This is a genomic window from Streptomyces sp. NBC_00988, assembly GCF_045162645.1.
In the GTDB taxonomy this organism is placed as follows: Bacteria; Actinomycetota; Actinomycetes; order Streptomycetales; family Streptomycetaceae; genus Streptomyces.
In genome coordinates, this window is record NZ_CP108730.1 from 4746489 (window position 1) to 4771858 (window position 25370).

The 25370-nt window shown below is 70.2% G+C and carries 23 protein-coding genes and 2 tRNA genes; 3 read left to right on the forward strand and 22 right to left on the reverse strand.

The annotated features are described in order from the left end of the window. Positions 1–80: 80 nt before the first annotated feature. From clpX to OG496_RS21605, 5 genes are all read right to left on the reverse strand, one after another. Positions 81–1367 carry an ATP-dependent Clp protease ATP-binding subunit ClpX gene (clpX, locus tag OG496_RS21585; protein ID WP_033285988.1) on the reverse strand — a complete coding sequence of 429 codons (1287 nt, stop codon included), beginning with the start codon at positions 1365–1367 and terminating at the stop codon, positions 81–83. Between the two features lie 160 nt (positions 1368–1527). Next, the gene (locus OG496_RS21590) at positions 1528–2208 is read right to left on the reverse strand and encodes an ATP-dependent Clp protease proteolytic subunit (protein WP_365300432.1); all 681 of its coding nucleotides are present in this window, start codon (positions 2206–2208) and stop codon (positions 1528–1530) included. A gap of 50 nt (positions 2209–2258) precedes the next feature. Further along, positions 2259–2861: an ATP-dependent Clp protease proteolytic subunit gene (locus OG496_RS21595; protein WP_365300841.1), complete on the reverse strand. Its 603-nt coding sequence runs from the start codon at positions 2859–2861 to the stop codon at positions 2259–2261. A gap of 369 nt (positions 2862–3230) precedes the next feature. Beyond that, positions 3231–4610 carry a trigger factor gene (gene tig / locus OG496_RS21600; protein WP_405972042.1) on the reverse strand — a complete coding sequence of 460 codons (1380 nt, stop codon included), beginning with the start codon at positions 4608–4610 and terminating at the stop codon, positions 3231–3233. Positions 4611–4804: 194 nt separating this feature from the next. After that, positions 4805–4881 (reverse strand) — tRNA-Pro (locus OG496_RS21605). A gap of 164 nt (positions 4882–5045) precedes the next feature. On the opposite strand from OG496_RS21605, the gene OG496_RS21610 reads away from it, so the two are divergent. Continuing rightward, positions 5046–5119: transfer RNA gene (locus tag OG496_RS21610), tRNA-Gly, on the forward strand. Between the two features lie 80 nt (positions 5120–5199). Here OG496_RS21610 and OG496_RS21615 read toward each other — a convergent pair. Then, entirely contained in the window at positions 5200–5394 is a 195-nt protein-coding gene (locus OG496_RS21615; RefSeq protein ID WP_026151384.1) for a hypothetical protein, read from the reverse strand. 303 nt (positions 5395–5697) lie between these two features. Here OG496_RS21615 and OG496_RS21620 point away from each other — a divergent pair, with 303 nt between their 5' ends. After that, on the forward strand, positions 5698–6804 hold the full coding sequence (locus OG496_RS21620) for an acyltransferase family protein (RefSeq protein WP_405972043.1): 1107 nt from the start codon (positions 5698–5700) through the stop codon (positions 6802–6804). 13 nt (positions 6805–6817) lie between these two features. Here the strand turns inward: OG496_RS21620 and OG496_RS21625 are convergent, their stop codons facing one another. The 16 genes from OG496_RS21625 to OG496_RS21700 all read right to left on the reverse strand — a co-directional run bounded on the left by OG496_RS21625 (position 6818) and on the right by OG496_RS21700 (position 23943). Next, a complete protein-coding gene (locus OG496_RS21625) occupies positions 6818–8242 on the reverse strand; it encodes a DUF6177 family protein (protein ID WP_405972044.1) in 1425 nt (474 codons plus the stop codon). Then, positions 8239–12255, reverse strand: coding sequence for a type VII secretion protein EccCa (gene eccCa / locus OG496_RS21630; protein ID WP_405972045.1), 4017 nt, complete (start codon positions 12253–12255; stop codon positions 8239–8241). The genes OG496_RS21625 and eccCa overlap by 4 nt, the downstream gene beginning before the upstream one ends. Before the next feature lie 55 nt (positions 12256–12310). Next, a complete protein-coding gene (locus OG496_RS21635) occupies positions 12311–13540 on the reverse strand; it encodes a MinD/ParA family protein (protein ID WP_405972046.1) in 1230 nt (409 codons plus the stop codon). A 25-nt stretch (positions 13541–13565) separates the two neighbouring features. Next, on the reverse strand, positions 13566–14921 hold the full coding sequence (gene eccD / locus OG496_RS21640; RefSeq protein ID WP_405972047.1) for a type VII secretion integral membrane protein EccD: 1356 nt from the start codon (positions 14919–14921) through the stop codon (positions 13566–13568). Positions 14922–14935: 14 nt separating this feature from the next. Continuing rightward, positions 14936–15241, reverse strand: a complete 306-nt coding sequence (locus OG496_RS21645) for a hypothetical protein (RefSeq protein WP_366490842.1) — start codon at positions 15239–15241, stop codon at positions 14936–14938. Positions 15242–15277: 36 nt separating this feature from the next. Then, positions 15278–15784 (reverse strand): HD domain-containing protein, encoded by a 507-nt coding sequence (locus tag OG496_RS21650; RefSeq protein WP_405972048.1) that lies wholly within the window; start codon positions 15782–15784, stop codon positions 15278–15280. Positions 15785–16090: 306 nt separating this feature from the next. Continuing rightward, entirely contained in the window at positions 16091–16807 is a 717-nt protein-coding gene (locus OG496_RS21655; protein ID WP_405972049.1) for a DUF6508 domain-containing protein, read from the reverse strand. 6 nt (positions 16808–16813) lie between these two features. Then, positions 16814–17218: a hypothetical protein gene (locus tag OG496_RS21660; RefSeq protein WP_405972050.1), complete on the reverse strand. Its 405-nt coding sequence runs from the start codon at positions 17216–17218 to the stop codon at positions 16814–16816. A 17-nt stretch (positions 17219–17235) separates the two neighbouring features. Then, complete coding sequence (locus OG496_RS21665; protein ID WP_405972051.1) at positions 17236–17640, reverse strand: hypothetical protein; 405 nt, start codon at positions 17638–17640, stop codon at positions 17236–17238. 17 nt (positions 17641–17657) lie between these two features. Next, complete coding sequence (locus OG496_RS21670; RefSeq protein WP_405972052.1) at positions 17658–18059, reverse strand: hypothetical protein; 402 nt, start codon at positions 18057–18059, stop codon at positions 17658–17660. After that, entirely contained in the window at positions 18052–18450 is a 399-nt protein-coding gene (locus OG496_RS21675; protein WP_405972053.1) for a hypothetical protein, read from the reverse strand. Before OG496_RS21675 ends, OG496_RS21670 begins: the two co-directional genes overlap by 8 nt. Before the next feature lie 71 nt (positions 18451–18521). Continuing rightward, positions 18522–21344, reverse strand: a complete 2823-nt coding sequence (locus tag OG496_RS21680) for an ADP-ribosyltransferase (protein WP_405972054.1) — start codon at positions 21342–21344, stop codon at positions 18522–18524. A gap of 2 nt (positions 21345–21346) precedes the next feature. Then, positions 21347–21751 (reverse strand): DUF6507 family protein, encoded by a 405-nt coding sequence (locus OG496_RS21685; RefSeq protein WP_405972055.1) that lies wholly within the window; start codon positions 21749–21751, stop codon positions 21347–21349. 95 nt (positions 21752–21846) lie between these two features. Next, positions 21847–22161, reverse strand: coding sequence for a pore-forming ESAT-6 family protein (locus OG496_RS21690; protein WP_366490831.1), 315 nt, complete (start codon positions 22159–22161; stop codon positions 21847–21849). A 60-nt stretch (positions 22162–22221) separates the two neighbouring features. Beyond that, the gene (locus OG496_RS21695; RefSeq protein WP_366490830.1) at positions 22222–22554 is read right to left on the reverse strand and encodes a hypothetical protein; all 333 of its coding nucleotides are present in this window, start codon (positions 22552–22554) and stop codon (positions 22222–22224) included. A gap of 210 nt (positions 22555–22764) precedes the next feature. Continuing rightward, complete coding sequence (locus OG496_RS21700; RefSeq protein ID WP_366490829.1) at positions 22765–23943, reverse strand: PP2C family protein-serine/threonine phosphatase; 1179 nt, start codon at positions 23941–23943, stop codon at positions 22765–22767. A gap of 162 nt (positions 23944–24105) precedes the next feature. Between OG496_RS21700 and OG496_RS21705 the strand changes: the two genes are divergently transcribed. After that, the gene (locus OG496_RS21705; RefSeq protein WP_405972056.1) at positions 24106–25365 is read left to right on the forward strand and encodes a GNAT family N-acetyltransferase; all 1260 of its coding nucleotides are present in this window, start codon (positions 24106–24108) and stop codon (positions 25363–25365) included. The last annotated feature ends 5 nt before the right edge of the window (positions 25366–25370 follow it).

Sequence of the window (25370 nt, forward strand, 5' to 3'; positions counted from 1 at the left end):
GGAGGCCTCAACTACGAAGGGCGCCCGGTCAGTTGACTGACCGGGCGCCCTTCGTGTCGTACAGGAAGCAGCCGTAGCGGCTACGCCGTCTTCTGCTCGCCCGGGCCGCGGCCCCGCGCGTCGCGCGGGATCAGGGTCGGGTTGACGTTCGACAGGACGACGTCCGCCGTGATGACGACCCGGGCCACGTCCTTGCGGGACGGGACCTCGTACATGACGCCCTGGAGGACTTCCTCCATGATGGCGCGCAGGCCGCGGGCGCCGGTCTGGCGGAGGATGGCCTGGTCGGCGATGGCTTCGAGGGCCTCGCGCTCGAAGTCCAGCTCCACACCGTCGAGTTCGAAGAGGCGCTCGTACTGCTTGACGAGTGCGTTGCGCGGCTCGATGAGGATCTGGAGCAGGGCCTCGCGGTCCAGGTTGTGGACCGAGGTGATGACGGGCAGGCGGCCGATGAACTCGGGGATCATGCCGAACTTCACCAGGTCCTCGGGCATGACGTCCTCGAACTGGTCCTTGGCCTGCAGCTCCCGCTTCGAGCGGATCGTCGCGCCGAAGCCGATGCCCTTCGCGCCGGCCCTGGACTCGATGAGCTTCTCCAGACCCGAGAAGGCGCCGCCCACGATGAACAGCACGTTCGTCGTGTCGATCTGGATGAACTCCTGGTGGGGGTGTTTACGGCCGCCCTGCGGCGGGACCGAGGCCGTCGTGCCCTCCAGGATCTTCAGCAGGGCCTGCTGGACGCCCTCGCCGCTCACATCACGCGTGATCGACGGGTTCTCGCTCTTGCGGGCGACCTTGTCGATCTCGTCGATGTAGATGATGCCCGTCTCGGCCTTCTTGACGTCGTAGTCAGCGGCCTGGATGAGCTTCAGCAGGATGTTCTCGACGTCCTCGCCGACATAGCCCGCCTCCGTGAGCGCGGTCGCGTCGGCGATCGCGAACGGCACGTTCAGCATGCGGGCCAGGGTCTGGGCGAGGAGGGTCTTGCCCGAGCCCGTGGGGCCGAGCAGGAGGATGTTGGACTTCGCCAACTCGATGGCGTCCTCGCGGCTCTGGCCGCCGCCGTTCTCACCGGCCTGGACGCGCTTGTAGTGGTTGTACACCGCGACCGAGAGAGCCTTCTTCGCCGACTCCTGGCCGACGACGTAGCCCTCAAGGAACTCGTAGATCTCGCGGGGCTTGGGGAGTTCCTCCCAGCGGACCTCGCTCGTCTCCGCGAGTTCTTCCTCGATGATCTCGTTGCAGAGGTCGATGCACTCGTCGCAGATGTACACACCGGGCCCTGCGATGAGCTTCTTGACCTGCTTCTGGCTCTTGCCGCAGAACGAGCACTTGAGCAGATCGCCGCCGTCACCGATGCGTGCCACGGTGTGCTTCCCCTTCGCCTGGGAGTCGCCTGGGTCCAGCGGCTCCTGGTGCTGCCTTATGTCCGACGGTACCTTGCCGGGCCCCCCGTTCGGGCCCCCCTTGGCACGGTTCACTTCCACGTGGACCGTGCCGAGGAGTGGTGGACGATACAGGTCCGGGTCAGCGGACGTCGGCGTTGTTCATCTTCCGGGTGGAGATGATCTGGTCGATCAGGCCGTACGACAGGGCGTCCTCGGCCGTGAGGATCTTGTCGCGCTCGATGTCCTCGCGGATCTTGTCGATCGGCGTCTTCGAGTGCTTGGCCAGCAGGTCCTCCAGCTGCGCACGCATCCGGAGGATCTCGTTCGCCGCGATTTCGAGGTCGGAGACCTGGCCCCGACCCGTCTCGCTGTACGGCTGGTGGATCAGCACGCGCGCGTTCGGCAGCGCCATGCGCTTGCCCGGCGTACCGGCGGCCAGCAGGACGGCGGCGGCGGACGCGGCCTGGCCCATGCAGACCGTCTGGACGTCCGGCTTCACGAACTGCATCGTGTCGTAGATCGCAGTCAGGGCCGTGAAGGAGCCGCCCGGGCTGTTGATGTAGATCGAGATGTCGCGGTCCGGGTCCATCGACTCCAGGCACAGCAGCTGCGCCATGACGTCGTTGGCCGACGCGTCGTCGATCTGGACACCGAGGAAGATCACGCGCTCCTCGAAGAGCTTCGCGTACGGGTCGTACTCACGCACGCCCTGCGAGGTGCGCTCCACGAAGCGCGGGATCACGTAACGGGACTCGGCGGCGGGACCCGTGTATTCGGCGCGTGCGTGCTCGTACAGGCCGTTGCCGGGGAAGTCGTTCACTGTCTCTCTCCTAGGGGCTGTGACGGTCGGCTGGGGGCTGTGCTGGGGCATCAGGCCCCGGTGCCGCCGCCGCCCGGCATACCGGCGGCCGTGGGAATCACGTCGTCGATGAGGCCGTAGTCCTTGGCCTCGTTCGCGTCGAACCAACGGTCGCGGTCCGAGTCGCGGGTGACCTGCTCGATGGTCTGGCCCGTGTGCTGGGACGTGAGCTCGGCCATGCGCCGCTTGGTGTGCAGCAGCCGCTCCGCGTGGATCTTGATGTCGGAGGCCGAACCGGCCAGGCCGGCGGAGGGCTGGTGGATCAGGATCTCGGCGTTCGGCAGCGCGAAGCGCTTGCCCGGGGTACCCGCGCTGAGAAGGAACTGGCCCATGGAGGCGGCGAGGCCCATGGCGATGGTCACCACGTCGTTCTTGATGAACTGCATGGTGTCGTAGATCGCCATGCCGGCCGTGATCGAGCCGCCGGGGCTGTTGATGTAGAGGTAGATGTCCTTGTCGGGGTCGGCGGCAAGGAGGAGGAGCTGCGCGGTGATCTTGTTGGCGATGTCGTCGTCGACCGCCTGGCCGAGAAAGATGATCCGCTCACCGAGCAGCCGGTTGTAGACCTGGTCGCCGAGGCCACCGATAGAGGGCTCGCCGGCGGCTGTAGGCATCAGATTCGTCACGTATCCACCTGCTCGTCTTTACGACGGCGCCGGGCCGTCTCACCGTGTACTGCCGGGGGCAATGGGGACTCCCCTGCCCTCGTATTCATGGACCCTAACGCGCGGGTCCCTTCGGAGAATCCCGCAAAGGGAACTGTTCGCTGTCAGCGCATGCGCGGCGCCGGCCCGAGCGGAATCCCCCGCGGTGGGGTGGGTGCGGTCTGTGGCGGGGCCGCGGGTTCGTGGGGGCTGAGCGCGCCCGCGCGGCGGAACCGCACATCGACACATCCCCGCGCCTCTTTGGGGCGCGCTCCAGTGGGCGGTACGACAAAGGGCCCCGGGGCTTGATGCAAACCCCAGGGCCCCTCGTACGGCTGTTTACGCCTCGGTGGGCTCCTCGGCGGCGGCCTCGACGGCCTCGGCCGTCTCGGCGGCCGTCTCGTCGTCCTCGTCGTCCAGGTCGACGATCTCGCCGTTGGTGTCCTTGACCGTGGCGGCCTCCACGACGACCGCCAGGGCCTTGCCGCGGGCGACCTCGCCGACCAGGAGCGGGACCTGGCCGCCCTCTACGACGGCCTGGGCGAACTGGTCGGGGGACATGTTGGAGGAGGCCGCGCGGCGCATGAGGTGCTCGGTGAGCTCCTCCTGGTTGACGTTCAGCTTCTCCTTGTTGACGAGCTCGTCGAGGACGAACTGCGTCTTGATGCCCTTGACCGCGGCTTCCTTGGTCTCGGTGTCGAACTCCTCGGCCGTCTTGCCCTGGATCTCCAGGTACTTGTCGAGGTCGAGGCCCATCTGGCCGAGCTGGTGGTGCTCCAGGTTGTGCTTGCGGGTGTTGATCTCGTCCTCAAGAAGCTTCTCGGGGACGGGCACCTCGACGAGCTCCAGCAGCTTCTCCAGGACGCGCTCCTGGGCCTGCGTGGCCTGGTCGTACTGCTTCATGTTCTCCAGGCGCTTGCGGCTGTCCGCGCGCAGCTCCTCCAGAGTGTCGAACTCGGAGGCGAGCTGTGCGAACTCGTCGTCCAGCGCGGGCAGTTCGCGGGCGGCGACCTGGGTGACCTTGACGGTGACCTGGGCCTCCTGGCCGGCCGCGGAGCCGCCCTTGAGCTCGGAGGCGAAGGTGGCCTCGCCACCGGCCTCCAGGCCGGTCACGGCCTCGTCGATGCCTTCGAGCAGCTCGCCGGAACCGATGGTGTAGGAGACGCCCTCGGCGACACCGTCCTCCAGGACCTCGCCGTCGACCTTGGCCTCCAGGTCGAGGGTGACGACGTCACCGTCGACGGCGGCGCGCTCGACCGGGGAGGTCGCCGCGAAGCGCTCGCGGAGCTGCTCGACCGACTCGTCGATGTCCGCTTCGCTGACCTCAACGGCGTCGACCTCGACCTCGATGCCCGAGTAGTCCGGGATCTCGATGGTCGGGCGGATGTCGACCTCGGCGGTGAAGTTCAGCGTCTCGCCGTCCTTCAGCTCCGTGATGTCGACCTCGGGCTGGCCGAGCGGGTTGAGCTCCGCCTCGTTGACCGCCTCGGTGTAGAACTTCGGGAGCGCGTCGTTGACCGCCTCCTCCAGGACCGCACCGCGGCCGAACCGCTGGTCGATGACGCGCGCCGGGATCTTGCCCTTCCGGAAGCCCTTCACCGTGACCTGCTGGTTGATCTTCTTGTACGCCGCGTCGAGGCTGTCCTTGAGCTCCTCGAAGGGCACCTCGATGCTGAGCCGAACCCGGGTCGGGTTCAGGGTCTCCACGGCGCTCTTCACGGTTCGGTCTCCTTGGGGGCTGACTTCTTGGGTTGCGGACCCAGACAGGTCCGGCGGTTTCTGGTCGCCCGGAGGACTTCAGAGTGTGAGAGACACACGGGCGCGCAGCTTGCATAGTAGCCGCAGCGACGAGACCCCCCAAAAGGCGATCCCGCGAGGTACTGGTGTGATACCGGACCCGGAGGTCCGGCAGGTGGTCGGGGTGGCGGGATTTGAACCCACGGCCTTCCGCTCCCAAAGCGGACGCGCTACCAAGCTGCGCCACACCCCGTCTGGTGCGACACGTAGGGTACATGCCCGCAGGCCGTCGGGCCGCCGCATTTCACGAGCGCCGGCGTGCCGGAGCAGGCATGGGGAATGCGGTGTGCGCCGAGGGCACCCGACCCGCTACGATGCCTTCTGTGCCGCGGTCGTCTGACCTGCGGCGCGTCGTGTGCGGGCGTAGCTCAATGGTAGAGCACTAGTCTTCCAAACTAGCTACGCGGGTTCGATTCCCGTCGCCCGCTCCACATGGCTCAGGGCCAGGCCGGAGGATCACTCCTCGACCTGGCCCTGAGTCGTTCCCGGGGTCCCAATCCCCGGTCACGGCTCAGAAGCTGATCGAGTTGATCGTCTCCGCCAGTGAGTTTATGAACCGGTTGATGGACGGAGCCATCCCGGTCGAGGCGAGGAAGAAGCCGAAGAGGATCGCGACTATGGCTGGGCCGGCCTTGATCGATCCCCCTCGGATCAACACCACCAGGATGATCGCCAACAGCAGCACCACAGACAGTGAAATGGCCACAACTGATCACACCCTCGGTCGGTCCGCTCTCCCGGCCCGGGGACGCAACCCGCGCACCCCGCCAGAACCATCGTGCCACCAACGCGGCCCACGTATGCGGCGGGTGACGCATCGTTGGTCGCAAAGGTTCGGCAGAGATGTGTTCGCGGTCCGTTCGCATTATTGGCATGCGCACATGAACAGGCCTTCTCCGTGTGTCCTTTTGCGCCTTTTGATCTGGATGAATCGTGACATCGTGAACAGATTCCGGACGCGCGTCCGATGGTTTCACCGATTCCCACAGGCAACGCTAGGGTGCCTCAGATGTTCCACGTTGACACGCCCCCGGGCCAGAACGAACAGAGCAAACAGAACGAAAAGAACGAACAGACCAAATCGCGCGACGCGTTCTTCGACAACGCGAAGTACCTGGCGATCCTGTTGGTCGCCATCGGGCACTCTTGGGAGCCCCTGAAGGGCGACAGCAGAGTGCTCCAGGGCCTGTACATGGTCGTGTACACCTTCCACATGCCGGCGTTCATCGTCATCTCCGGCTATTTCTCCCGCAGTTTCGACATGAGCCCCGCTCGGCTGAAGCGGCTTCTCACCGGTGTCGCGCTGCCGTACGTCGTCTTCGAGATCGCGTACTCGCTCTTCAGCCGCTACGCCAACGACGACCCGCACCAGCAGATCACCCTGCTCGACCCGCTGTATCTCACCTGGTTCCTCTGCTCGTTGTTCATCTGGCGGCTGACCACCCCGATCTGGAAACTGGTCCGGCACCCGCTGCCGGTCGCCCTCGGCATCGCCATGCTCGCCTCCTGCACCCCGGCCATGACCGACGACTTCGATCTGCAGCGGACGGCGCAGTTCCTGCCGTACTTCGTGCTCGGTCTGGTCCTGAAGCCCGAGCACTTCCGGCTGGTGCGGCGGCCCGAGATGCGGAAGTTGGCGGTGCCTGTATTCGTGGGCGCGCTGGTCTTCGGCTACTGGGCGGTGCCGCGGATGAACGCGAGCTGGCTCTACCACCACGACTCCGCGCAGGAGTTCGGCGCGCCCTGGTGGGTCGGGCCCGTGATGATGCTCGCGATGTTCGGCTGCTCGCTGCTGCTGACCGCCGCCTTCTACTCCTGGGTGCCGAGCCGGACGACCTGGTTCACGGCGCTCGGCGCGGGCACCCTGTACGGCTATCTGCTGCACGGCTTCCTGATCAAGGGCGCCGGTTACGCGGGCCTGTACGACCACGCCTGGCTGCACCGGCCGTACGGCGTCGCCCTGGTGACCGCCCTCGCGGTCACCGGAGTCACCCTGTTGTGCACCCCGCCCGTACGCCGGGTGTTCCGCTCTGTGATCGAGCCCCGCATGGAGTGGGCGTTCAAGCGGGAAGCGGCCGAAGTCGCCCGTCAGCGGCAGAGAGCACTGGTGGGCTGAGCACCCGAGCAGCTCAGGCGCCCTTGAGGTGCCTCATCAGCCGCTCGAAGTCCGTCCATCCCGTGAGGTCCGACGGGTCGCCCGGGAAGGGGTAGTACAGCGCCGGGCGCCTCTTCGGGCCCAACTCGCGCGGCGGCCGCGGCAGCGGGGTGCGCCTGGCCCGGTCGCCGGGGAGTTCACGCACCTCTTCGGCACCGAGGACGAAGGCGTACGGGACGCCGGGCCCCTCGAAGCGCGGCGGTACGGACAGGTCGCGGCGGGCCCGGCGCACCTGGACCAGCATCGACTGCAGATCGTGCCGGGTGGCGAGGACCTCCGCCGCCCGGGTCACGTCGGCGTCCGTCGGCACCGTTTCGCCCGGGCCGTAACCGAACGCCAGCGTGACGTCCTCCTCCACACCGCCCTCGGTACGGCTGATCCGGACCGTCGCGAGGCCCGGGCGCTCCGGACTGCCGACGACCACCAGCCAGGTCGGCTCGGGCGCCCGCTCGTACGCCACGTCCGTCAACTGGCGCAGCGACCAGGGCAGGTTGGCGGGCTCCTCGGTGCCCCAGCCGGCCGGCGGCTCACCGGTGAGCTCACGCCATACGGCTTCCAGGGCGCCGCCGAGCACGAGCCGCTCGTCCGCCGGGTGGACGGCCCGGAAGGACACGGCCAGCTGGCGTTCGCCGTCGTCGGCGACCTCGGGGGTGAACGACTCGGCCACGGGGGTGCGGGGGTCCTCCGGCGTCGCGTCCGGGGGCCCGGCCGTCACGAACAGGCCGTTGTCCCAGCGCAGTACGGCTCCGGACAGTCCGTCGTAGTAGCCGTCCTTCTTGTCCTGCACCACCCAGCGCGAGGGCCAGCCCGGCAGGTTGCCGCGGACCGCCGGGGACAGGCGCGTGCCGGCGGGGGTGACGATCTGCAGGCCAAGTCCGGCGTTGGCGACGGCCTTGAAGGCGTTCGAGAGCCAGGCGGTCATCGCGACCACCGGGCGGTCCTGGATCACCACGGCGACCTTGTCGGTGAGCACGTCCACGGCGGGCTGCGCCGCCGCCGGGGCCGGCACCGCGCGCACCCCGTCGGTGTCGACCACCGCCAGCGACCGCGCCGCCTGGGGCGGCCAGGCGGTGCCGCCGACCAGGGTGGCGACGCGGGCCGCGAAGGCACCGGCGAGTTCCTCGGCCTCCTTGACGCCGGTGGTGGCACGGGCCTCGGTCCACCAGTACGGCACCTCGGGCTCGGTCGCCCCGAGCAGCCGCCGCGCCTCTCCCCTGACCCGCACCAGCAGGGGTGCCTCGACGGAGACGAGGGGACGGCCCCGCTCGTCGCAGAGCTGCACCACCGCGCCGTCCCCCTCGACGCCCGCCAGCAGGTCCGGGCCACCGGCCAGCAGCCCCGCGAGGACGCTCAGCGGGTCGGGCATCGTCCTGGTGAGAGCGACGACATCCTTCGTCATGGGTACCTCGTCCCGTTGCCTGTTCCCACCTGGTCCTGCCTGTTTCCCGCGTGGACGGTCTGGATCAGCCGGTTCGGCTCGCCCCTGCGGACCAGGACGCCGCGCCCGGACGGCTGCCGGCCGGCGTACACACCGGGGAAGAGCTGGCCCTCGCTGCGGTCGCCCGCCATTACCAGCGCCGAGGCGCCGGACTCGCGCAGGCTCTGCAGCAGCGGCTCGTACAGGCCTCGGGAGGCGCCCGCGACCCGGCGGGTGAGGACGAAGTGGAGGCCGATGTCCTGGGCCGAGGGGATGTACGGCAGGAAGGGGGCGAGCGGCTGCTGGCCGGCGGTGGTGAGGACGTCGTAGTCGTCGACGAGGATCACGATCCGCGGGCCCGAGCCCCAGCTGCCGGGTTCCAGGTCCGCGCCGTCCGCGCTCTCGTCGGGCAGCCGCTTCTCCAGTTCGGTGGCGATGCCCGCGGACAGGCCCGCGCACAGCTTGGCGTTGTAGGCGTAGCCGCCCCGGTACTCCTCCGGGACGGCGCCGCGCAGTCCGCGGCGCGGGTCCATGACGCCGAAGACCAGTTCGTCCTCGCTGTAGCGCTCGATCAGGCCCTCCGCGACGGCCCTGAGCAGGTTGGTCTTGCCGCACTCGCTGTCGCCCATGATCAGCAGGTGCTGGTCGTGCTCGAACAGGTCGAGCAGGACGGGCGCCAGCTGGGTCTGGTCGAGGCCGATCGGGACCCGGCGCGGTTCGGCCGCCGGGCCGGGCAGCAGGTGCGGCTCCAGGATCTGCGGCAGCACTCTGACCGGCTGGGCCGTCTCGCCGGACCAGGTCGCGCGGATCGTACGGGCCGTGCGCTCCAGGACCGTGCCGAGGTCGGCCGTGTCGGCGACACCGTCCGTGCGGGGCAGGGCGACCTGGGCGAAGAGCTTGCCGTCGGTGAGGACGCGTCCCTTCTCGTCGGGCGAGAGGGTCTGCGCGAGCTTGCGCTCGATGCTGGACTCGCCGGCGTCGTTCAGCCTGAGCTCCACCCGCGTGCCGAACTGGGACTGGGCGGCGATGCGCACGTCGTTCCAGCGCAGCATGCCGGCGACGACATGGATGCCGTAGCCGCTGCCGCGCTTGAGGATGTCGCCGACCCCTTCGTCGAGTTCCTCGAAGTCGTCGCGCAGGGCACCGAAGCCGTCGACGAGCAGCACGATCTCCGTGGAGGCCAGCTCGGGGACGCGGCCTGCGGCGCGCAGGGTGCGCAGCTGCTCCAGGGAGTCGATGTGGTGGCGGCGGAACAGCTCCTCCCGCTGGTCCAGCATGCCGCGCACGGAGTCGACGGTGCGGGCGCACCGCTCCCGGTCGGCCCGGCCGGCCACCCCGCCCACGTGCGGCAGGCCGGACAGCGCCTGCAGACCGCCGCCGACCAGGTCGAGGCCGTAGACGCCGACCTCCTGCGGGGTGTGGGTGAGGGCCAGGGACAGGGCCAGGGTGCGCAGCAGGGTGGTCTTGCCGGACTGGGGGCCGCCGATGACCGCCGCGTGTCCGCCCGCCACCGTGAGGTCCAGGTACCACTGGCCCTGCCACTGCCGTGCCGGATCGTCCAGGACGCCCAGCGGCACCTGGAGCGGGCCCCGGCGGCGGGCCAACTGCATGCCGCGCGCGCCCACTTCGACGGGGCCGGCGACCTGGTCGAGGGCGACGGCGCCGGGCAGCGGGGGCAGCCAGATCTGGCGTACGGCTTGAGTGTCGGCGTTCTCTATCTGCCGGACCATGACGGCCATCTCGGTCAGCCCGGTCTCCCGGCGCCGCATCTGCGGCTCGGCGGGGCTCGAACTCTCCTCCTGGCCCAGGGTGTTGTACGCCGGATACTCCAGGGCGAGCGGCCCGGTGTCCTCGGTGTCGCGCCGGACGGGGCCGCTGTAGGCACCGGAGACGTAGCCCGCCTTGAACCGCTCGTAGTGGCTGGTGTCGACCTTGAGGTAGCCGAAGCCCGGCAGCGGGGGCAGGTGGAAGGCGTCCGTGGTGTCGAGGACCGTGCGGGACTCGTCGGCGGAGAAGGTGCGCAGGCCGAGCCGGTACGACAGATAGGTGTCCAGGCCCTTGAGCTTGCCGCCCTCGATGCGCTGGCTGGACAGCAGCAGGTGGACGCCGATGGAGCGGCCGATGCGGCCGATGGACAGGAACAGGTCGATGAAGTCCGGCTTGGCGGTGAGGAGTTCGCCGAACTCGTCGATCACGACGAACAGGTGGGGCAGCGGTTCGAGGTCGGGGCGCTTCTCGGCCCGCAGGGCGGCGTAGTGGCCGATGTCGGCGACGTTGCCCGCCTCCTTGAGGACCTGCTGGCGCCGCTTGACCTCGCCGGCGAGCGAGGCGTGGACGCGTTCGACGAGGCCGGCCTGGTTCTCCAGGTTGGTGATCACACCGGCCACGTGCGGGACGTCCGCGAAGGGGGCGAAGGTGGCTCCGCCCTTGTAGTCGACGAGGACCAGCGCGAGATCCTCCGGCGGATGGGTGGCGAGCAGCGCGAGGACGAGGGTGCGCAGCAGCTCCGACTTGCCGGAACCGGTGGCACCGACGCAGAGGCCGTGCGGGCCCATGCCCAGCTCGGAGGACTCCTTCAGGTCGAGGAGCACGGGTTCGTGGCTGTCGCCGACGCCGATCGGGACGCGCAGGAAGGCGCGTTCGGCGCGGGGCGCCCACAGCCGGTCCAGGTCGAGGTCGGCGACGTCGTCGATGCCGAGCAGCTCCGCGAAGTCGACCGGACCGGTCAGCGGGGCACCGACCAGGGACTCCGCGGACAGCCGCAGCGGGGCGAGCATCCGGGCCAGGCCCTCGGCGAGGGCCGTGCCGACCTCGTCGACCGTGCCGTGGGCGCTGATCGGCTCGGCCTCGCGCAGGTCCTCGATGACGATCCGGGCGCCGTCGACGGTGATGCGCACGCCGACGCTGCCGGGCTCCCGTACCCGCTCGTCGAGCAGGTGCAGCACGGTGACGCCCATGTCCCGCAGGCCGACCGCGTCGTCGGGGCGCGGCAGGTCGACTGCGTCGTCCCCGTGCGCGTCGGCGACGACGAGGAGCCGGGAGGTCATGCCGAGCGCGTCCCGGCCGGACATGCCGCGGCGCACCTCGGCCGCGTAGGAGGCGCGGCGGCGCAGCTCACCGCCGATCTGCCGGGCGAGCTGGGGCAGCGAGGGGGCGATACGGCGGGCGGCGACCGGGCCGTCGAACTGCTCGGTGTCCAGCAGGTGCGGCAGCCACTTGGTCCACTCCCAGTCGGCCAGCCGGTCGCCGGGGGCCGCGACGGCCACGGCCACGTCGTCGGGCGCGTGGGTGGCGGCGGCCTGGACGAGCAGCGCGCGGGCGACGCGCAGGGTGTCCTCGCGCGGGCCGATGACGCTGATATTGCCGACGCGGTCGAGCGGGACGGTGAGCGGCAGTTCGGTGCCGGTGCTGAAGCGGGAGGTCAGCGCGGAGGCCTCGTTGAGCATGAACCGGTCGGGCGGGGTGAGCGCGGAGGAGCCCTGCTGGGCGACCCGCAGATCGCGCACCGGCATCTGACCGGTGCCGACGCGCACCCGCAGGAAGTCCCCGTCCGTCCGGCGCCGTTCCCACAGACGGGCGGGGTCGCGCACGATGTCGTACAGCGCGTCCGGCGGCGGGTTGAGCACCTGGGCTTGCTCGCGCCGTTCGCGTTCCTCCTTCGCCAGTTGTTCGCGCAGGTCCTCCAGGTAGGCCAGGTAGGCCTCGCGCTGGGTGCGGCGGACGCGCTGGGCCTTGCCCCGCTGGGAGAAGGCCATGGCGAGGGAGCCGGCCAGGGTGACGACGAGGATGATCGCGCCCAGGCCGGCGAACTGGCTGTTGCGCACGATGGTCATCATCACGACGGACGACATGACCCCGGCGACGGGCAGCAGCGAGTGCAGCACGGAACCGGCCTTGCCCTCGGGCAGGTTGGGCGGCGCCTCTATGGTGTCGGCCTCGGGGACGGCCGCCGGCCGGGTGGTGCGTGCGGGGCGGTGGATCAGTCGGGTGCTCATCTTCGGTGCCTCGTCCTCGGGTTCGTTCGGTTCCCCGGTCCTTCCTGTCGGGCGGTCAGCGCTGCTTCTGGGAGAGCTGGAAGACGTCCGCGGCCAGCCGGGTGGCGGCCTGCCGGGTGGCCCGGGCGAGGAGATCCGTACGGATGGTGCCGCCGGACGCGAGGTGGCGGTCGTAGGGCAGGACCGTCACGGTGACTCCGGCCTCGGTCAGCTCCCGGGTCGCCCTGCCGAGGTCGACGCCGGGGTGCGGTGCGACCTCGGTGAGGACGACGACGGTGGAGGCCAGCACGTGCGGGGGCAGGTTGCGCATCCACTCCAGGACGGCACGGGTGCTGGCGATGCCCTCCAGCGTCGCGGGCACGGTGAGCACCCGGGCCTGCGCGGCGGACAGCGCGGTACGGGCGACCTCGGCGGGCAGGGTCTCACAGTCGACGACGGTCACGCCGAAGAAACGGCGCAGCGACACCATGACCCGCTCGTAGCCCGTGGTGTCGAGCATGGCGCCGACCTGGCCCTGGCTGCCGGGCAACAGCCAGGCGTTGCCGGGGAGTTGGACCAGGTAGCCGGTGACGTCGAGCAGCGACATCTGCGGTTCCACCAGTCCGGCGAGGTCACCGGTGGTCCAGCGCAGGGTCTCCGCGCCGAGCCGCAGCGGCAGCGAGCCGAGCGCCGGGTCGGCCTCGACGACGAGCACCGGGTCCTGGCGGTAGTGGGCGTAGGTGGCGCCCAGCAGCGCGGCGACCGTCGTCTTGCCGGAGCCCCCGCGGATGGACGTCACCGCGATCTGCCGCCCGGTGGTGACCGCCTGCTGCAGCACCTCGGCGGTCGCCGCGCTGTCGGCGACCTCGCGGGCCGCCGAGGAGGAGACGGTACGGCGTACGGCGCGCAGGGCACGGGCACCGAGCGCCTCACCGCGGCGCGGCTTGAGCGCGGCGGCGGCGAGCCGCTTGTCGAGCACGGGCCGGGAGTCGGGAGTGACGACACGCTGCGCGGGCGGGGCCTGGTGGTGCTGCTGGTGCTGGTAGTGCTGCTGGTGAGGAGGCGCGTCCGTGTACGCCTGCTGCTGATGGTGAGAAGGCGGGTCGGTGTATGCCTGCTGCTGTGGGTGGCCGTACGCCGGCGCGGGACCCGGCGCGGGAGTGCCCGGCCGTTCCGGAGCGCCGGGCCCGTACGACTGTTGCTGGTGTTGTTGCTGCTGTTGCTGCGGCACAGGCTGCTGATGCTGAGGCGTACCGCCTCTCAGATCGCGCAGCACGTCGCTCTGCCAGTTGTCCCCGTTCGGCATGTCGCCCTTCACTCCTGCCCTGGCCTCAGAACTTGTTGAGCAGTTGCCCATAGATGCCGAACACCCCGACGGCGAGCGGGAAGAGCCCGATCACGCCGAGGGACTCGATCAGGTCGCCGATCCGCCGCAGCCGCACCCGCACGTGCTCGGGCGGCTGGACCGCGAGGACCAGCAGTGGCAGCACTCCGGCAAGGCACAGCAGCACCAGCGCCCCGGCGCCGCCCGCGTGGTCCACCCACTCCACCGCGAGCCGTACGACGAGCAGCGCGGCGCCGCAGAACAGCGCCACGACCTCGGCGACCAGCGGGAAGGCCCGGGCCTGGGACAGCAGCACCACGGCGGTGAGCGAGGTGAGGGCCACCGTCCACACGGTCGGCCGCCCGGCCGCGGTCAGCAGCCAGCCGCCGGCGGCTGCCGAGACCACGGTGGCGACGGTGATCAGCGCGAGCCCGCGGTGCGTCGCGGCGAGCGCGTTGGCGACCTGGTGGCGGCTGACCGACGCGCCCGCGGAGCGCCGGTCGTCGAGTCCCGTCAGCCCCGAGGCCATCAGCGCCAGCCGCGGCAGCACGCCGAGCAGCACAACGGAGAACACGGCCATCACCGCGCCGAGCCGGTCCGGCCGGTCCTGCACGGCGGCTACGGCCTCCCACACCAGGGTGATGAAGGCGGTGGCGCCGGCCCCGAGGAGCGCGCCACGGCCGAGCGGGGAGAAGTAGGCGAGCAGCACAAGGGTGAGCACCAGCGCCGCGACGACACCGGCCAGCCGGGCCGGGCCTGACCAGCCGTAGGCGTCGGCGGCGGTCCCGGCGGCGAGCAGTCCGAGCCCCCCGGAGGCGAGCAGCAGCGCCGTGGCGAGCCCGCGGTTGCCGTCGCCGATCTTCGAGACGAGCGCGCCGGCGACCAGGAACACGACCGTGACGGCCGCGAGCGCGGTGGTGACGGACCCAAGCGGGAACTCGCGCCGGGCCAGCAGGGCCGCGGCCACGGCGAACACGACGGTGGCCACCCCGGAACTGGCCCGGCGTGCGGCGGGCCGCCAGCGCCAGGCACGCAGATCGAGGTCGTCGGCGACCTGGTCGGTGACGTCGTGCACGACGGGTGCGGGAGGCGCGGCATGGGCGCGCACCAGCTGGAGCACGGCGCCGTCGGGCACCTCGGACGACGACAGCGTGGCCTCGTGCGGCAGCACCGAGCCGTCGGAGGTGATCAGCTGCCGGGTCATGGGCCGCGCGGCGGCCCGGTCGTCGAGCAACTGCAGGATGTCGGGCAGCAGTTGCCCGATCGGGGTGTCCGACGGCAGGACGATGTCGACGCGCCGGCGCTCACCGACCAGCGTGACCCGGCTCAGTTGTGTCCGGGACGTCGTTGCTGTACTCACCACTTACCGGAACCCATTCATCGCGAAGTTGTGGCCGAGGATGCCGAGGACGGCTGTGCGGAGGGGCCGCTGTACTGCTGCTGCCCTTGCTGCTGCTCCTGCTGCTGTTGCTGCTTCTGCTTGGCCAGGGTGGCCTGCAGGAAGGACCACCCGACGCATCCGGCGCACAGGACGGCCGCGATGGCGATGCCCGCGAACACCTTCCCGAGCCGCTCGTCGGCCGAGCGCCGGGTGCGCTGCGCGCCGAAGAGCAGCGCGTCGCGCATCCGGCGCCGGCGCACCGCCACCGACTCCAGCAGTTGGCTGTCGTAGTCCCGTGCCATTGAGTTGGTCCTGTGCCTGTGCTCTCTGTGCGGTCGTCAGTCGTCGGAGGTCGTGAAGGTTTCAGGAATGTCAGGTGTGTCAGGGACATCAGGGGATTCCGGGGTTTCGGCGGTGATGCCGAGGTACTGCCGCATGGCGGTGTACTTCCGCGTCAGACGCCGTGCGGTGGGCTCGTCGAGTACGGCCAGCCGGCGCGGGTCGGCGTTGTGCGCGAGGTCGGCCGCCTTGACTAGCCGTGCGCCCTCGGTGGCCAGGATCCGCTCCGCGTACGCCCGCGGCTCCTCGCCCGGCCGCTTGCTCAGGGCCCGTACGACGTCCTTGGTGCGCTGGGTGAGCGCGGCCGCCGCCAGCCACTCCTCGCTCAGCACACCGTCCTCGACCGCGTCGTGCAGCCAGGCGGCGGCGATGAGTTCGCAACCGCCACCGCGGGCGCGTACGCCTTCGGCGACGGCCTCCAGGTGTTCGGCGTAGGGCCGGCCGGCCTTGTCCCGCTGGGCGGCGTGCGCTGCGCGGGCGACGGCCTCGACCTCGGCGAGCGTCATGACAGGAGCGGACGACCCGTCGTACGACATACCGCATCCCCCTGTCCCCGTGACTTCGCCCGTGCAACATAAAACATGGACGCGCGGGCGGCGTACCCGGGGAGCCCGGGCTGCCGGGAACGACGCCGAAACCTCCGCAGAACCTGCACACCCAGCGTCCCGATGTTGAGGTTCCGATGTTGAGGTTCCGATGTTGAGGTTCCGATGTTGAGGTTCCGCGTCGCCGGTCGCATGATCGGCCGGCCATGGAACAGGCACGTGGTGCTGGACGCGCCTCACGTGGTGCGGCGGAACCTCGCATCCGGCTCACTGGGAGGCGTGTGCGGCGTGCCGGTCCAGGAGCGCGGCGGCCATGGCGTCGAACAGACCGCTCCGCACGGCTTCGTCCACCGACCCCTCGTTGACGCGCTCACCGACCGCGAGGAAGGTGGCGGCGCGTACGGCGTCCGCGGGACGCAGCCGTCCATGGGGCGGCACCGCGGGAGGGGGAGCGGCGCTCCAGCGGTACTCCGGGGTGACGGCACCGATGCCCCACAGGGCTCTGACGACCCGCCACAGCGGCCTGCTGTAGACCGGATACGGCCACTGGGTCGCGCCGTTGGCGTTCTTCTCGCCTCCGCCCCAGCGGACGTCACGGTCGTCGTCGGTGAGGGCAGCGTAGGCGTCGGCCAGCTCCTGCCAGGCTTCGATGCCGCCGTGGTCGAGCTGGGCCAGCAGGCGCCGGTCGTCGGCCTCGGTGACGGCGCGGGCAAGTTCGTCCACGGCCTCGGGGCCGCAGACGTCGACCGGGGGTCCGGTGCCGGCGTCGCGGGCGAGCCGGATGAGCGCGCCGGCCAGGGGGACGCCTCGCTCACCGGCCTCCGCCACCTTGGCCGCCCATGTCTCGCCGAAGCGATACCCATCGACACCGGTCGCGGTGCGCCGCGCCCACTTCAGGGTGCCTGCGGTGTAGTCGGCCCAGACGGATCCGACGACTTCGCCGTCGGGGGTCTCGACGGCGACGTACTGGACGGGGTGCTGCATGGGGGGTCAGGCCTCCTGGGCGATGGCCTTGACGGCGGCGGCGTTCGGGGCGTCGGTGAGAGAGCCGGGCAAGGGCCGCCCCTTACCCGCCGGATCCGGGTCGGCCGAAAACTCGGCGAGGGCCTGAAACGGCCGAAGGCCGCGTTCCTTGGCGTTGCGCAGCCGACGGATCCAGAAACCGCCCTCGTTCACCGCCCGAGGCCCTGCGGCCTGCCGCGGCTCGTACGCCGCGGCTTCGTCCTCGTCGCAGGCCCACACGTACCCGAGGACCGCGCCGCCCTGCTTGTCGACCACCGTGAAGTACCGCACCGGCTTGTCTGTCCAGTCCTGGTACCGCTGTGGACCGTCGGGCGCCTCCTGGAACCACATGTCCTCGGCGAAGCGCGGGTTGACCGGTCGTTCGCTACTCATGGTGGTGCGTATGTCTCCTAGTCACCCTTGGCAAGGGCCTTGACCACCGCGGCGTTCGGGGCGTCGGTGAGGGAGTCCGGCAGAGGACGGCCTCTGCCACCGGGCTCCGGTCCGGCCAGGAACTCGGCGAGAGCCTGGGACGGGCGGATGCCCCGCGACTTGGCTTCACGCAGCCTGCCGATCCAGGACATGCTCTCGTTCGCCCCCACGGGACCAGCGGCCTGCCTCGGTACATACGCCGCGGCTTCGTCCTCGTCACCGCCCCATACGTATCCGAGAACCGCACCGCTCTGCTTGTCGACCACCGTGAAGTACCGCACCGGCTTGTCTGTCCTGTCCCGATACCGTGCCGGACCGCCGGGCACCTCCTGGAACCACATGTCCTCGGCGAAACGCGGGTTGACCGGTCGTTCACTGCTCATGGTGGCGCGTATGTCTCCTAGTCACCCTTGGCGAGGGTCTCGACCGCGGCGGCGTTCGGTGCGTCGGTCAGGGAGTCCGGCAGGGCCCGGCCCCGGTTGCCCTCCGGGTTGGAAAGCATCTCCGCGAGGGCCTGGGACGGCGGGATACCCCGCCCCTTGGCCTCCTCCAACCGGGCGTGCCAGTGACCGCCCTCGGCGAGGGCCCGACCTCCCGCAGCGGCACGCGGTTCCCACGCGGCGGCGTCGTCCTCGTCACCGGCCCACACATAACCAAGGGCCGCGCCGCCCTCCTTGTCGGCCACCGTGAAGTACCGCACCGGCTTGTCGGTCCGGGTCCGGTACCTCGGCGGGCCCGGCCTCACGAGGTTGAAGTGCACGTCCTCGGCGAAACGCGGGTTGATCGGCGCGGGTTCAGCCACCAGAGGCCATTTCCTTGAGCGCGGCAAGTGTCGAGGCCTCGGTGAGCGAGCCGGGGACGGCGTGGCTCGGCTCGCTGTCGTTGGTGCCCCGCGCCAGCTCCGCGAGCATGGCCGTCGGGGCAAGCTCCCGGGCCTTGCCGGCGCGCAGGGCCCGCAGCCACCTCGCGCCGGCGTTGACGGCGTTGGCCGAAAGCCCCTGCGGCACCACCCAACCGGCCGCATCGTCCTTGTCATTCGCCCACACGTACCCGATGACCGTACCGGTCCGGTCGGCGACGCTCAGGTACGCGACCGGCCCATCGGTGTCACGGCCGTACATCGCCGGACCTGCCACCTGCTTCAGCTGGAGGTCTTCTGCGAAGCGCGAGTTGACCGGTTGTTCGCTACTCATGAAGTCCACATTTCTGTACGTCTGCCTGATCGGCAACGACGGCCCTGCCCCGACCCTTCAAGCGCCGTTCGCTACGGCTTCGGGAGAACCTCCCCGTAGGCGTGCCACTTGCCCGCCGAGTCCATGAAGACACGCGTCACGGTGTAATTCGTACCGCGAGCAAGCAGCAGCTCCCGCTCTCCCTTGTTCGCCGAGATGTAGTCGATCCATAGAGCGGGGGTGCCCTTCGGTACCCGCCAGTGCATGATCACCGGCTCGTGCTGGAAGGCCGGGTCCTTGCCGAGCGACGTGGAAGTGTACCCGTCGTCCCCGAAGGTCCTGCCCTCCATGTCGAGCGGCGAGTCCAGTTCGAGGTGATCGATCCCGGTGCCCCGGACGACCATGATGTCCTCGGGCACCGGGCGAGTGCCCATGACCCGGTCCATGTTGTGGACGATGTCCGCGATCGGGGCAGGCAGGTCCACACCATTCCGCAGCGGGCCATTGATCTGCGAGTAGTAGAAGTCGCTGTACTTGTTCAACGCGTTCTTCGCGGCAGGGTCGAGCTGGTCGATGTAGTCGTTCCAGTACGTGTCGCCGTAGGTCTGTCCCGCCTTGTTGCTGGTGCTGGGCCAGGGGTTCGTCCCCTGCTCCAGCTCCGCCGTGGCCACCGCGTGCTTCTCCGCGTCCGAGAGCTCGTCGAACTTGTCCGCGGACACGTGCGGCTTGTACTCGAACGGCTCCCCGCCCCCGCCATGCCCCGGCACCTCCCCGCCGGAGTGCCCCGGCGCAGCCGCGTCCGCGCCGTCGTGCCCGGCGATGTCCGCCGCGTCGTGCCCGGGGCCGGAGTGGTCGAGGCCGCCGTGGTCGCCGGCGTGCCCGGCGTCGTGGTTGTGGCCGACGTCGTGACCGGTGCTGTCGTGACCGCCGTGGCCTGCACCGTCGTGACCGGCGCCGTGGCCCGGGTGCCCCCCGGTGCCCGGGGTGTCGTGGCCGCCCGTGTGCGGGGCGGTCGGCGGAGCCTCGTGCGGGGTGGTGTGCGGTACCTCGTGCGCGGGGACCGTCGGGGTCTCGTGGTACCACGCCGAAGGCGTCGTACCGGCGTGCTCGCCCGCCGAGACCGCGTCGCCCGTGCCGTGCGGGATGCCACCGTGAATGCCGTTGCCGGGGACGTGCGGGACGCCTCCGGTGATGCCGTTGTCCGGGACGTGCGGAACCCCGCCGTGGATACCGTCACCCACCGACTTCGGGATGCCGCCGTGGATCCCATTGCCGGGGACATGCGGAACGCCTCCGGTGACGCCGCTCTCCGGGACGTGCGGAACCCCGCCGTGCACACCGTCACCCACGGACTTCGGAATGCCACCGTGGATCCCGCTCCCGGGAACATGCGGGGTGCCGCCATGGACAGCGTTGCTCACGGAGTGGGGAATCCCGCCGTGAACACCGTCATTGGCAGCCCCAGCCGACGGCATCCCGCCGGGGACCGCGTCCGTCGCGTGCGGGACGGCCCCGTGCACGCCGTTGTCCGCCGTGTGCGGGAGGGCCCCGTGCACGCCGTTGTCCGGCGCGTGCGGGACAGCCCCATGTACGCCGCTGTCCGCCGCATGGGAGACGCCCACGGACGCCGGTTCCGCGGCCGGGAGGGTCCAGTGGGACGGGAGTCCGGGGGCCGCTTCCTTCGGGATCGGGGTCGTCTCGACGTTGCCGGCGTGGTCGAGGAGGTTTCCGTTCGGCTGCAGGAGGCGGCCGTCGGGGAGGTGTACCGAGCCGTCGGGAAGGGTCGGGATGTCGATCTTGCCGATGCTCTTCAGGTTCTTGGCGATGTCGCCGACCTTGGACAGGCCGGCGCCGGCGCCCTTCATGACGTACGTCATCGGGTCGATGACCTTGCCGGCCTTGCCGACCAGGGAGACCGCCTTGGCCACCGCGCCCGCCTTGCCGGCGCCGGCCACGGCCGCACCCTCGCCACCGGTGAAGACAGTGGTGACGACGTTGAAGGTGACCGCACCCGCCGCACGCGCGGGGTTCTTGCCCCACTCGTCCCACGCCAGCAGCGCCTTCCCCGTCTGCTTCATCGTGTTGCGCGACTCACGGAACCACGACGGCAGGGCCTTGTCCGGCAACGCCCAGAAAAGGGTCTGGGCACCCGGCATCATCGACAGCGTCAACCCGGTCGCCAACTGCGCCAGGCCCTTCCACGCCTGCCCCATCGCGTCCCAGCCGCCGAACCCGACCAGCGTCCCCAGACCCTTGATGGTGCCCCAGACGCCGTCCACGATCAGGCCGTCCCACACGAACGACTTCACCCAGTGCCCGACGTCGTACCAGTGGTGCTTCTGGTCCACCGGGTCACCCCACGGCAGCTTCGCGTCCTTCAGGTCCGACGCGTTGTAGCCGTACTGGTCCTTCCGGTCCGAACCGTCACCGGCGACCATCTGCGTGCCGTGCCACAACGCCGTGATCTCGTTGTGGCACGTACGCTCGGCGGCCCAGAACGCCGCCACCGCCGCCGTGATGTCGTCCCGGATCCGGTTGTGCTTGTCGACCTTGTCCCCGTCGTACTCCCAGTCGTCGTCCCCCTTGACGGAGGCGACGAACTCCGTCGCCTCCGTCTTCAGCTGCTTCAGCTTCGCCACCAGCGGACGGATCTCGGTCGCGTACCCCGACAGGGCCGAGGAGACCGTCTCCAGATCCGTGGCGAAGGTGTCCGAGCGATCCGACACCGGCTTGGTCGACGCGAACAACGTCTCCGCCTCAGGAGCGTGGTAGTACGCCGACAACCCCTGGAACTGCGTGTGCACATCCGCACCCGTGGAACGGATGTGCCCGGCGTCCTTCTTCAGGTCGCCGTAGTCCTTCTCCAGCTGCTCCAGATCACCGGTGAACTCGGGAATCTCCTCCGGATCGATCACGCCTAACCCACTCCCGGCATCGTCACCCCGGGCGTGGACGCCTTACGCTGCACCTCTGCGGCCATCGCGTCGTCGCCGTTCAGATACGCCGTCGTCGCATCCACCGCGCCCTGCATCGACTTGCCCGCCCGCGCCGCGATGAACTGCAGGTCCTTCATCGCGTGCTCGGCGTACTGCGACAGCGCCAACGCCACGAGGCCGCCCTGTGCCTTCCCGCCGTCCTTGCCGCCCTGGCTGCCCGACGACCCACCCGATCCGCCGTCCGCAGAGATCGTGCCCGCGCTCGACGCCGCCGACTGCAGATGCGCGCCGTAGTCCTTCGCGTACGTCTCCAGATGCGACGCCGTCGTGCCCGTCGTCGTCAGCACATGCTGAATGCCCTGCGGACGCAGGTCCCAGCCCGTCATACCAACCCCCGTGAACCCGGCACCCGGCCGTCACCAACCATCAAGAACCACAGCAGCCCCGGTTAACCACCGACGAGCCACCAACCGGTCACGGCTCAGCCGATGTTGTCCACCGCCGACTTCGCCTTCGCCAACGTCGAGTGCGCCGTCGAGTCGTTCTTCTCCATCGTCGTCTTCAGCAGCTGAATGATGTTCCGGACCTCCTGCGAGGCCTGGTTCCAGCGGTGCTCCTTGCCGTGGTACTCATCCGCCACACCATCGGCCGTGAAGTCCGACATCGCCTTCTTCACCTGCTTGTCCCGCGCCGAGATCACCGCCTCCAACTGGGCGATCACCCCCGCGAGATTCCCCTGCACGTCCCCCGACGCCGTCGTGTCGTAGGAACGACGATCCGAACCCGCACCCGCCATCACACACCACTCCCCGAAAACACCCTGAACAGACCCGAACGAACCGAACGAACCGAACTCTCAGCGGCCCGAGAACCGCGCCGCGTCGAAATTGGCCGACCCCATGTGCTGCCGGGCGTTGTCACGCTGCTCGTCGTCACCCGTACTGAACGCGCTGTCCATCCCGGACTGGCCACCGAGAATCGCCGCCAACGACGAGTTCAGCTCCTTCGTGATCCCGTCCGCCCGCGCTTTGAACTGGTCGAAGGCCGCACGGCCCCCACCGTTGAACTTCCCCTCCAACGGCTCCGCCGCCTGCACCAACTGCTGGATCAGCGTGCCCAGATCCTGACTCGATCCGCGCGAGTCACGCATCAGCGTCGACAGCGCCTGCGCACCCATGTCGAACTTCATGTCGGCTCCCCCGGTACAGGCTCACGCGGCGTGTGCCGCTCGTGTCGCATACGGATTCATCAATATCAACTCGCGAATCCTCCGGGCAACCCGGGGCCTTCACCATCACAAAGTCGGCAAACTTTCCTCACCGAAGCTCGGGAAGGAACCACCGAAGGCTGGGAAGGAACCACCTCGCCCGCCGGTGACGTCAGCGCCCCGTCGGTGACGTCAGCGCCCCGCCTGGGCCGTCGGGCCCTCGCGGCAGACCAGCAGCAGGGCCCGGTCGTCGTTGACGTCCTTGGCGACCGCCTCGATCAGGTGCCAGGCGGCGCCGTGGAAGCCGCCGGCGACATAGCGGTCGGCCTCGCCGGTGAGGCGGTCGATGCCCTCGACGATGTCCCGGTCGGAGGTCTCCACCAACCCGTCTGTGAACAGCATCAACACGTCCCCGGGCCGCAGCGATCCCTTCACAGGGTCGAACTGCGCGCCGTCGTACACACCCAACAGCGGGCCCTCGGCCGCCTTCTCCTCCCAGCGGCCGCTGCCCGCGCTGAGCTGGAGGCCCGGCGGGTGTCCCGCGGAGAAGAGTTCGTAGTCGCCGGAGTCGAGGTCCAGGACGAGGTGGATCGAGGTCGCGAAGCCCTCGTCCCAGTCCTGGCGGAGCAGATAGCCGTTGGCCGCGGGGAGGAACGCGTGCGGGGGCAACGAGCCGAGCAGACCGCCGAAGGCGCCCGACAGCAGCAGGGCGCGTGAGCCCGCGTCCATGCCCTTGCCGGAGACGTCCGTGAGGACCACCTCCATGGTCCGACCACCGTTCGTCCGGGCCGCGACCACGAAGTCCCCGGAGAACGACTGGCCACCCGCCGGCCGCAGCGCCATCTCCCGGTGCCAGCCCTGCGGCAGTTGGGGCAGCTTGCTCTGCACCCGGATCCGCTCGCGCAGGTCGAAGAGCATGGTGCCGCCGCGCCGCCAGGGCACGCCCACCCGGCTGCGGAACTGCGCGATCAGCAGCCCGAAGAAACCGCACGCGGCCACCACGAGCACCACGCCCGGGGTCACCCGCGCCGGGCCCTCGGTGTACGGGCCGAGCTTCACCGACTCCACGATCAGGCCGGTGGCCGCCGCCGCGTACAGGCCGAGCAGGCTCGCGGGGCGCAGCAGCAGGCCGCCCGCGACGATCGGGAGGACCAGCGCGTTCGGCGAGCACCACACCGGGTTGGCGAGGGTCACGGCCACGATCACCGGGATCGTGATCAGCAGCCCGGCCAGCGCGACCCAGTCCGAGCCGTCCCCGCGGAAGTAGTCCACGGCACTTCTGCGCAGGCCGGTGCGGACCCGGTGAACCAGCTTCCTCAACCGGGCCATGAACGTGTCGGCCTCCGCGCGCCGCTCTCGTCCTGCTGCCATTAGTTCGGGACCCTATCCATCCGACCAGCCGCTTGGCACGGGAGGTCCCACTTGTCCCCCCTGCGAGGTTCAACTTCACAGTGAACTTCACCGGAGGCCGTCGTGGTGGCGCCGAGCGGAAATTCCCTGGCTCGTCCCGCAACGCGCTGGTAGGCATGGTCCATGGGGACAGTTGCGAGAAACACACCGGCCGGGCCGACCGAGCTGCGGGTACTGCGCCGGGACGAGTGGAACACCTGGTACGACAACCTTGTCGACGCCTTCGGTGGCGTCCCGGAGTCGCCCGAGGAACGTGAGCTGTGGCAGCGGCTCACCGAGTTCGACCGCTCCCTCGGCGTCTGGGACGGGGACGCGTGCGTGGGGACGGCGGGCGCGTTCAGCTTCCGGATCACCGTGCCCGGCGGCGCCTCCGTGCCCGCCGCGGGCGTCACGATGGTCAGCGTGGCCGCCACGCACCGGCGACGGGGCATCCTGACGTCGATGATGCGGCGGCAGCTGGACGACGTACGGTCCTGGGGCGAGCCGTTCGCCGTCCTGACGGCCTCCGAGCCGGTGATCTACGGCCGGTTCGGGTACGGCGTCGCGACGATGCGGACGACCGCCGAGATCGACACCGACCGGGTGCGGCTCTCGGTGCCGCCGGGAACGGACGACGTACGCCTGCGCTTCGCCGAACCCGCCGCCGTACGGGACCAGTGCGAGGCGGTGTACGCGCGGCTGGTGGCCGGGCGGCCGGGGATGACGGCGCGGCGGCCCGGGTGGGAGGACCTGCCGCTGCTGGACCCGGAGAGCGGGCGGGAGGGGTCCTCGCCGCTGCGGTGCGTGGTCGCGGAGCGGGACGGTGAAGTCGTCGGCTACACGCGGTACTTCGTCAAGCCCGAGTGGGACGTCCAAGGCCCCAAGGGGACAGTCCTGCTACGTGATCTGGAGGCGCTGGACCCGGCGTCGTACGCGGCGCTGTGGCGGTTCCTCTTCGACATCGACCTGACGCGGAAGGTGACGCTGCGCAGCCGTCCCGTCGACGACGCCTGGCAGCATCTCGTCTCCGACCTCCGCCGGTGCTCGATCCGGCAGGCGGACTCGCTGCACGTACGACTGGTGGACCTCGGCGCCTCGCTGGAGGCGCGCACCTACCAGGCGCCCGTGGACGTCGTGTTCGAGGTCGCGGACGCCTTCTGCCCCTGGAACGAGGGGCGTTGGCGGCTCACCGGCGACGCGAAGGGCGCGTCCTGCAAGCGCACCGAGGAGCCGGCCGATCTCGCCCTGTCCGTACGGGAGTTGGGGTCCGCGTATCTCGGCGGGGTGTCCCTCGCGTCACTCGCGGGGGCCGGTCGGGTGCGGGAGCTGCGGGCCGGGGCGCTGGCCGAGGCGTCGCTGGCGTTCGGGTCGACGGTCGCGCCCTGGCTGCCGCACGGGTTCTAGACCAT

Coding starts and splice junctions, on each gene's coding strand:
- OG496_RS21595 (WP_365300841.1), bottom strand. CDS start 2,861: ATGCCTACAGCCGCCGGCGAGCCCTCTATCGGTGGCCTCGGCGACCAG.
- OG496_RS21695 (WP_366490830.1), bottom strand. CDS start 22,554: ATGAAGTTCGACATGGGTGCGCAGGCGCTGTCGACGCTGATGCGTGAC.
- OG496_RS21645 (WP_366490842.1), bottom strand. CDS start 15,241: ATGGCACGGGACTACGACAGCCAACTGCTGGAGTCGGTGGCGGTGCGC.
- OG496_RS21620 (WP_405972043.1), top strand. CDS start 5,698: ATGTTCCACGTTGACACGCCCCCGGGCCAGAACGAACAGAGCAAACAG.
- OG496_RS21655 (WP_405972049.1), bottom strand. CDS start 16,807: ATGCAGCACCCCGTCCAGTACGTCGCCGTCGAGACCCCCGACGGCGAA.
- OG496_RS21675 (WP_405972053.1), bottom strand. CDS start 18,450: ATGAGTAGCGAACAACCGGTCAACTCGCGCTTCGCAGAAGACCTCCAG.
- OG496_RS21635 (WP_405972046.1), bottom strand. CDS start 13,540: ATGCCGAACGGGGACAACTGGCAGAGCGACGTGCTGCGCGATCTGAGA.
- OG496_RS21625 (WP_405972044.1), bottom strand. CDS start 8,242: ATGACGAAGGATGTCGTCGCTCTCACCAGGACGATGCCCGACCCGCTG.
- OG496_RS21660 (WP_405972050.1), bottom strand. CDS start 17,218: ATGAGTAGCGAACGACCGGTCAACCCGCGCTTCGCCGAGGACATGTGG.
- OG496_RS21690 (WP_366490831.1), bottom strand. CDS start 22,161: ATGGCGGGTGCGGGTTCGGATCGTCGTTCCTACGACACGACGGCGTCG.
- OG496_RS21700 (WP_366490829.1), bottom strand. CDS start 23,943: ATGGCAGCAGGACGAGAGCGGCGCGCGGAGGCCGACACGTTCATGGCC.
- OG496_RS21650 (WP_405972048.1), bottom strand. CDS start 15,784: ATGACGCTCGCCGAGGTCGAGGCCGTCGCCCGCGCAGCGCACGCCGCC.
- OG496_RS21665 (WP_405972051.1), bottom strand. CDS start 17,640: ATGAGCAGTGAACGACCGGTCAACCCGCGTTTCGCCGAGGACATGTGG.
- OG496_RS21705 (WP_405972056.1), top strand. CDS start 24,106: ATGGGGACAGTTGCGAGAAACACACCGGCCGGGCCGACCGAGCTGCGG.
- eccCa (WP_405972045.1), bottom strand. CDS start 12,255: ATGAGCACCCGACTGATCCACCGCCCCGCACGCACCACCCGGCCGGCG.
- OG496_RS21685 (WP_405972055.1), bottom strand. CDS start 21,751: ATGACGGGCTGGGACCTGCGTCCGCAGGGCATTCAGCATGTGCTGACG.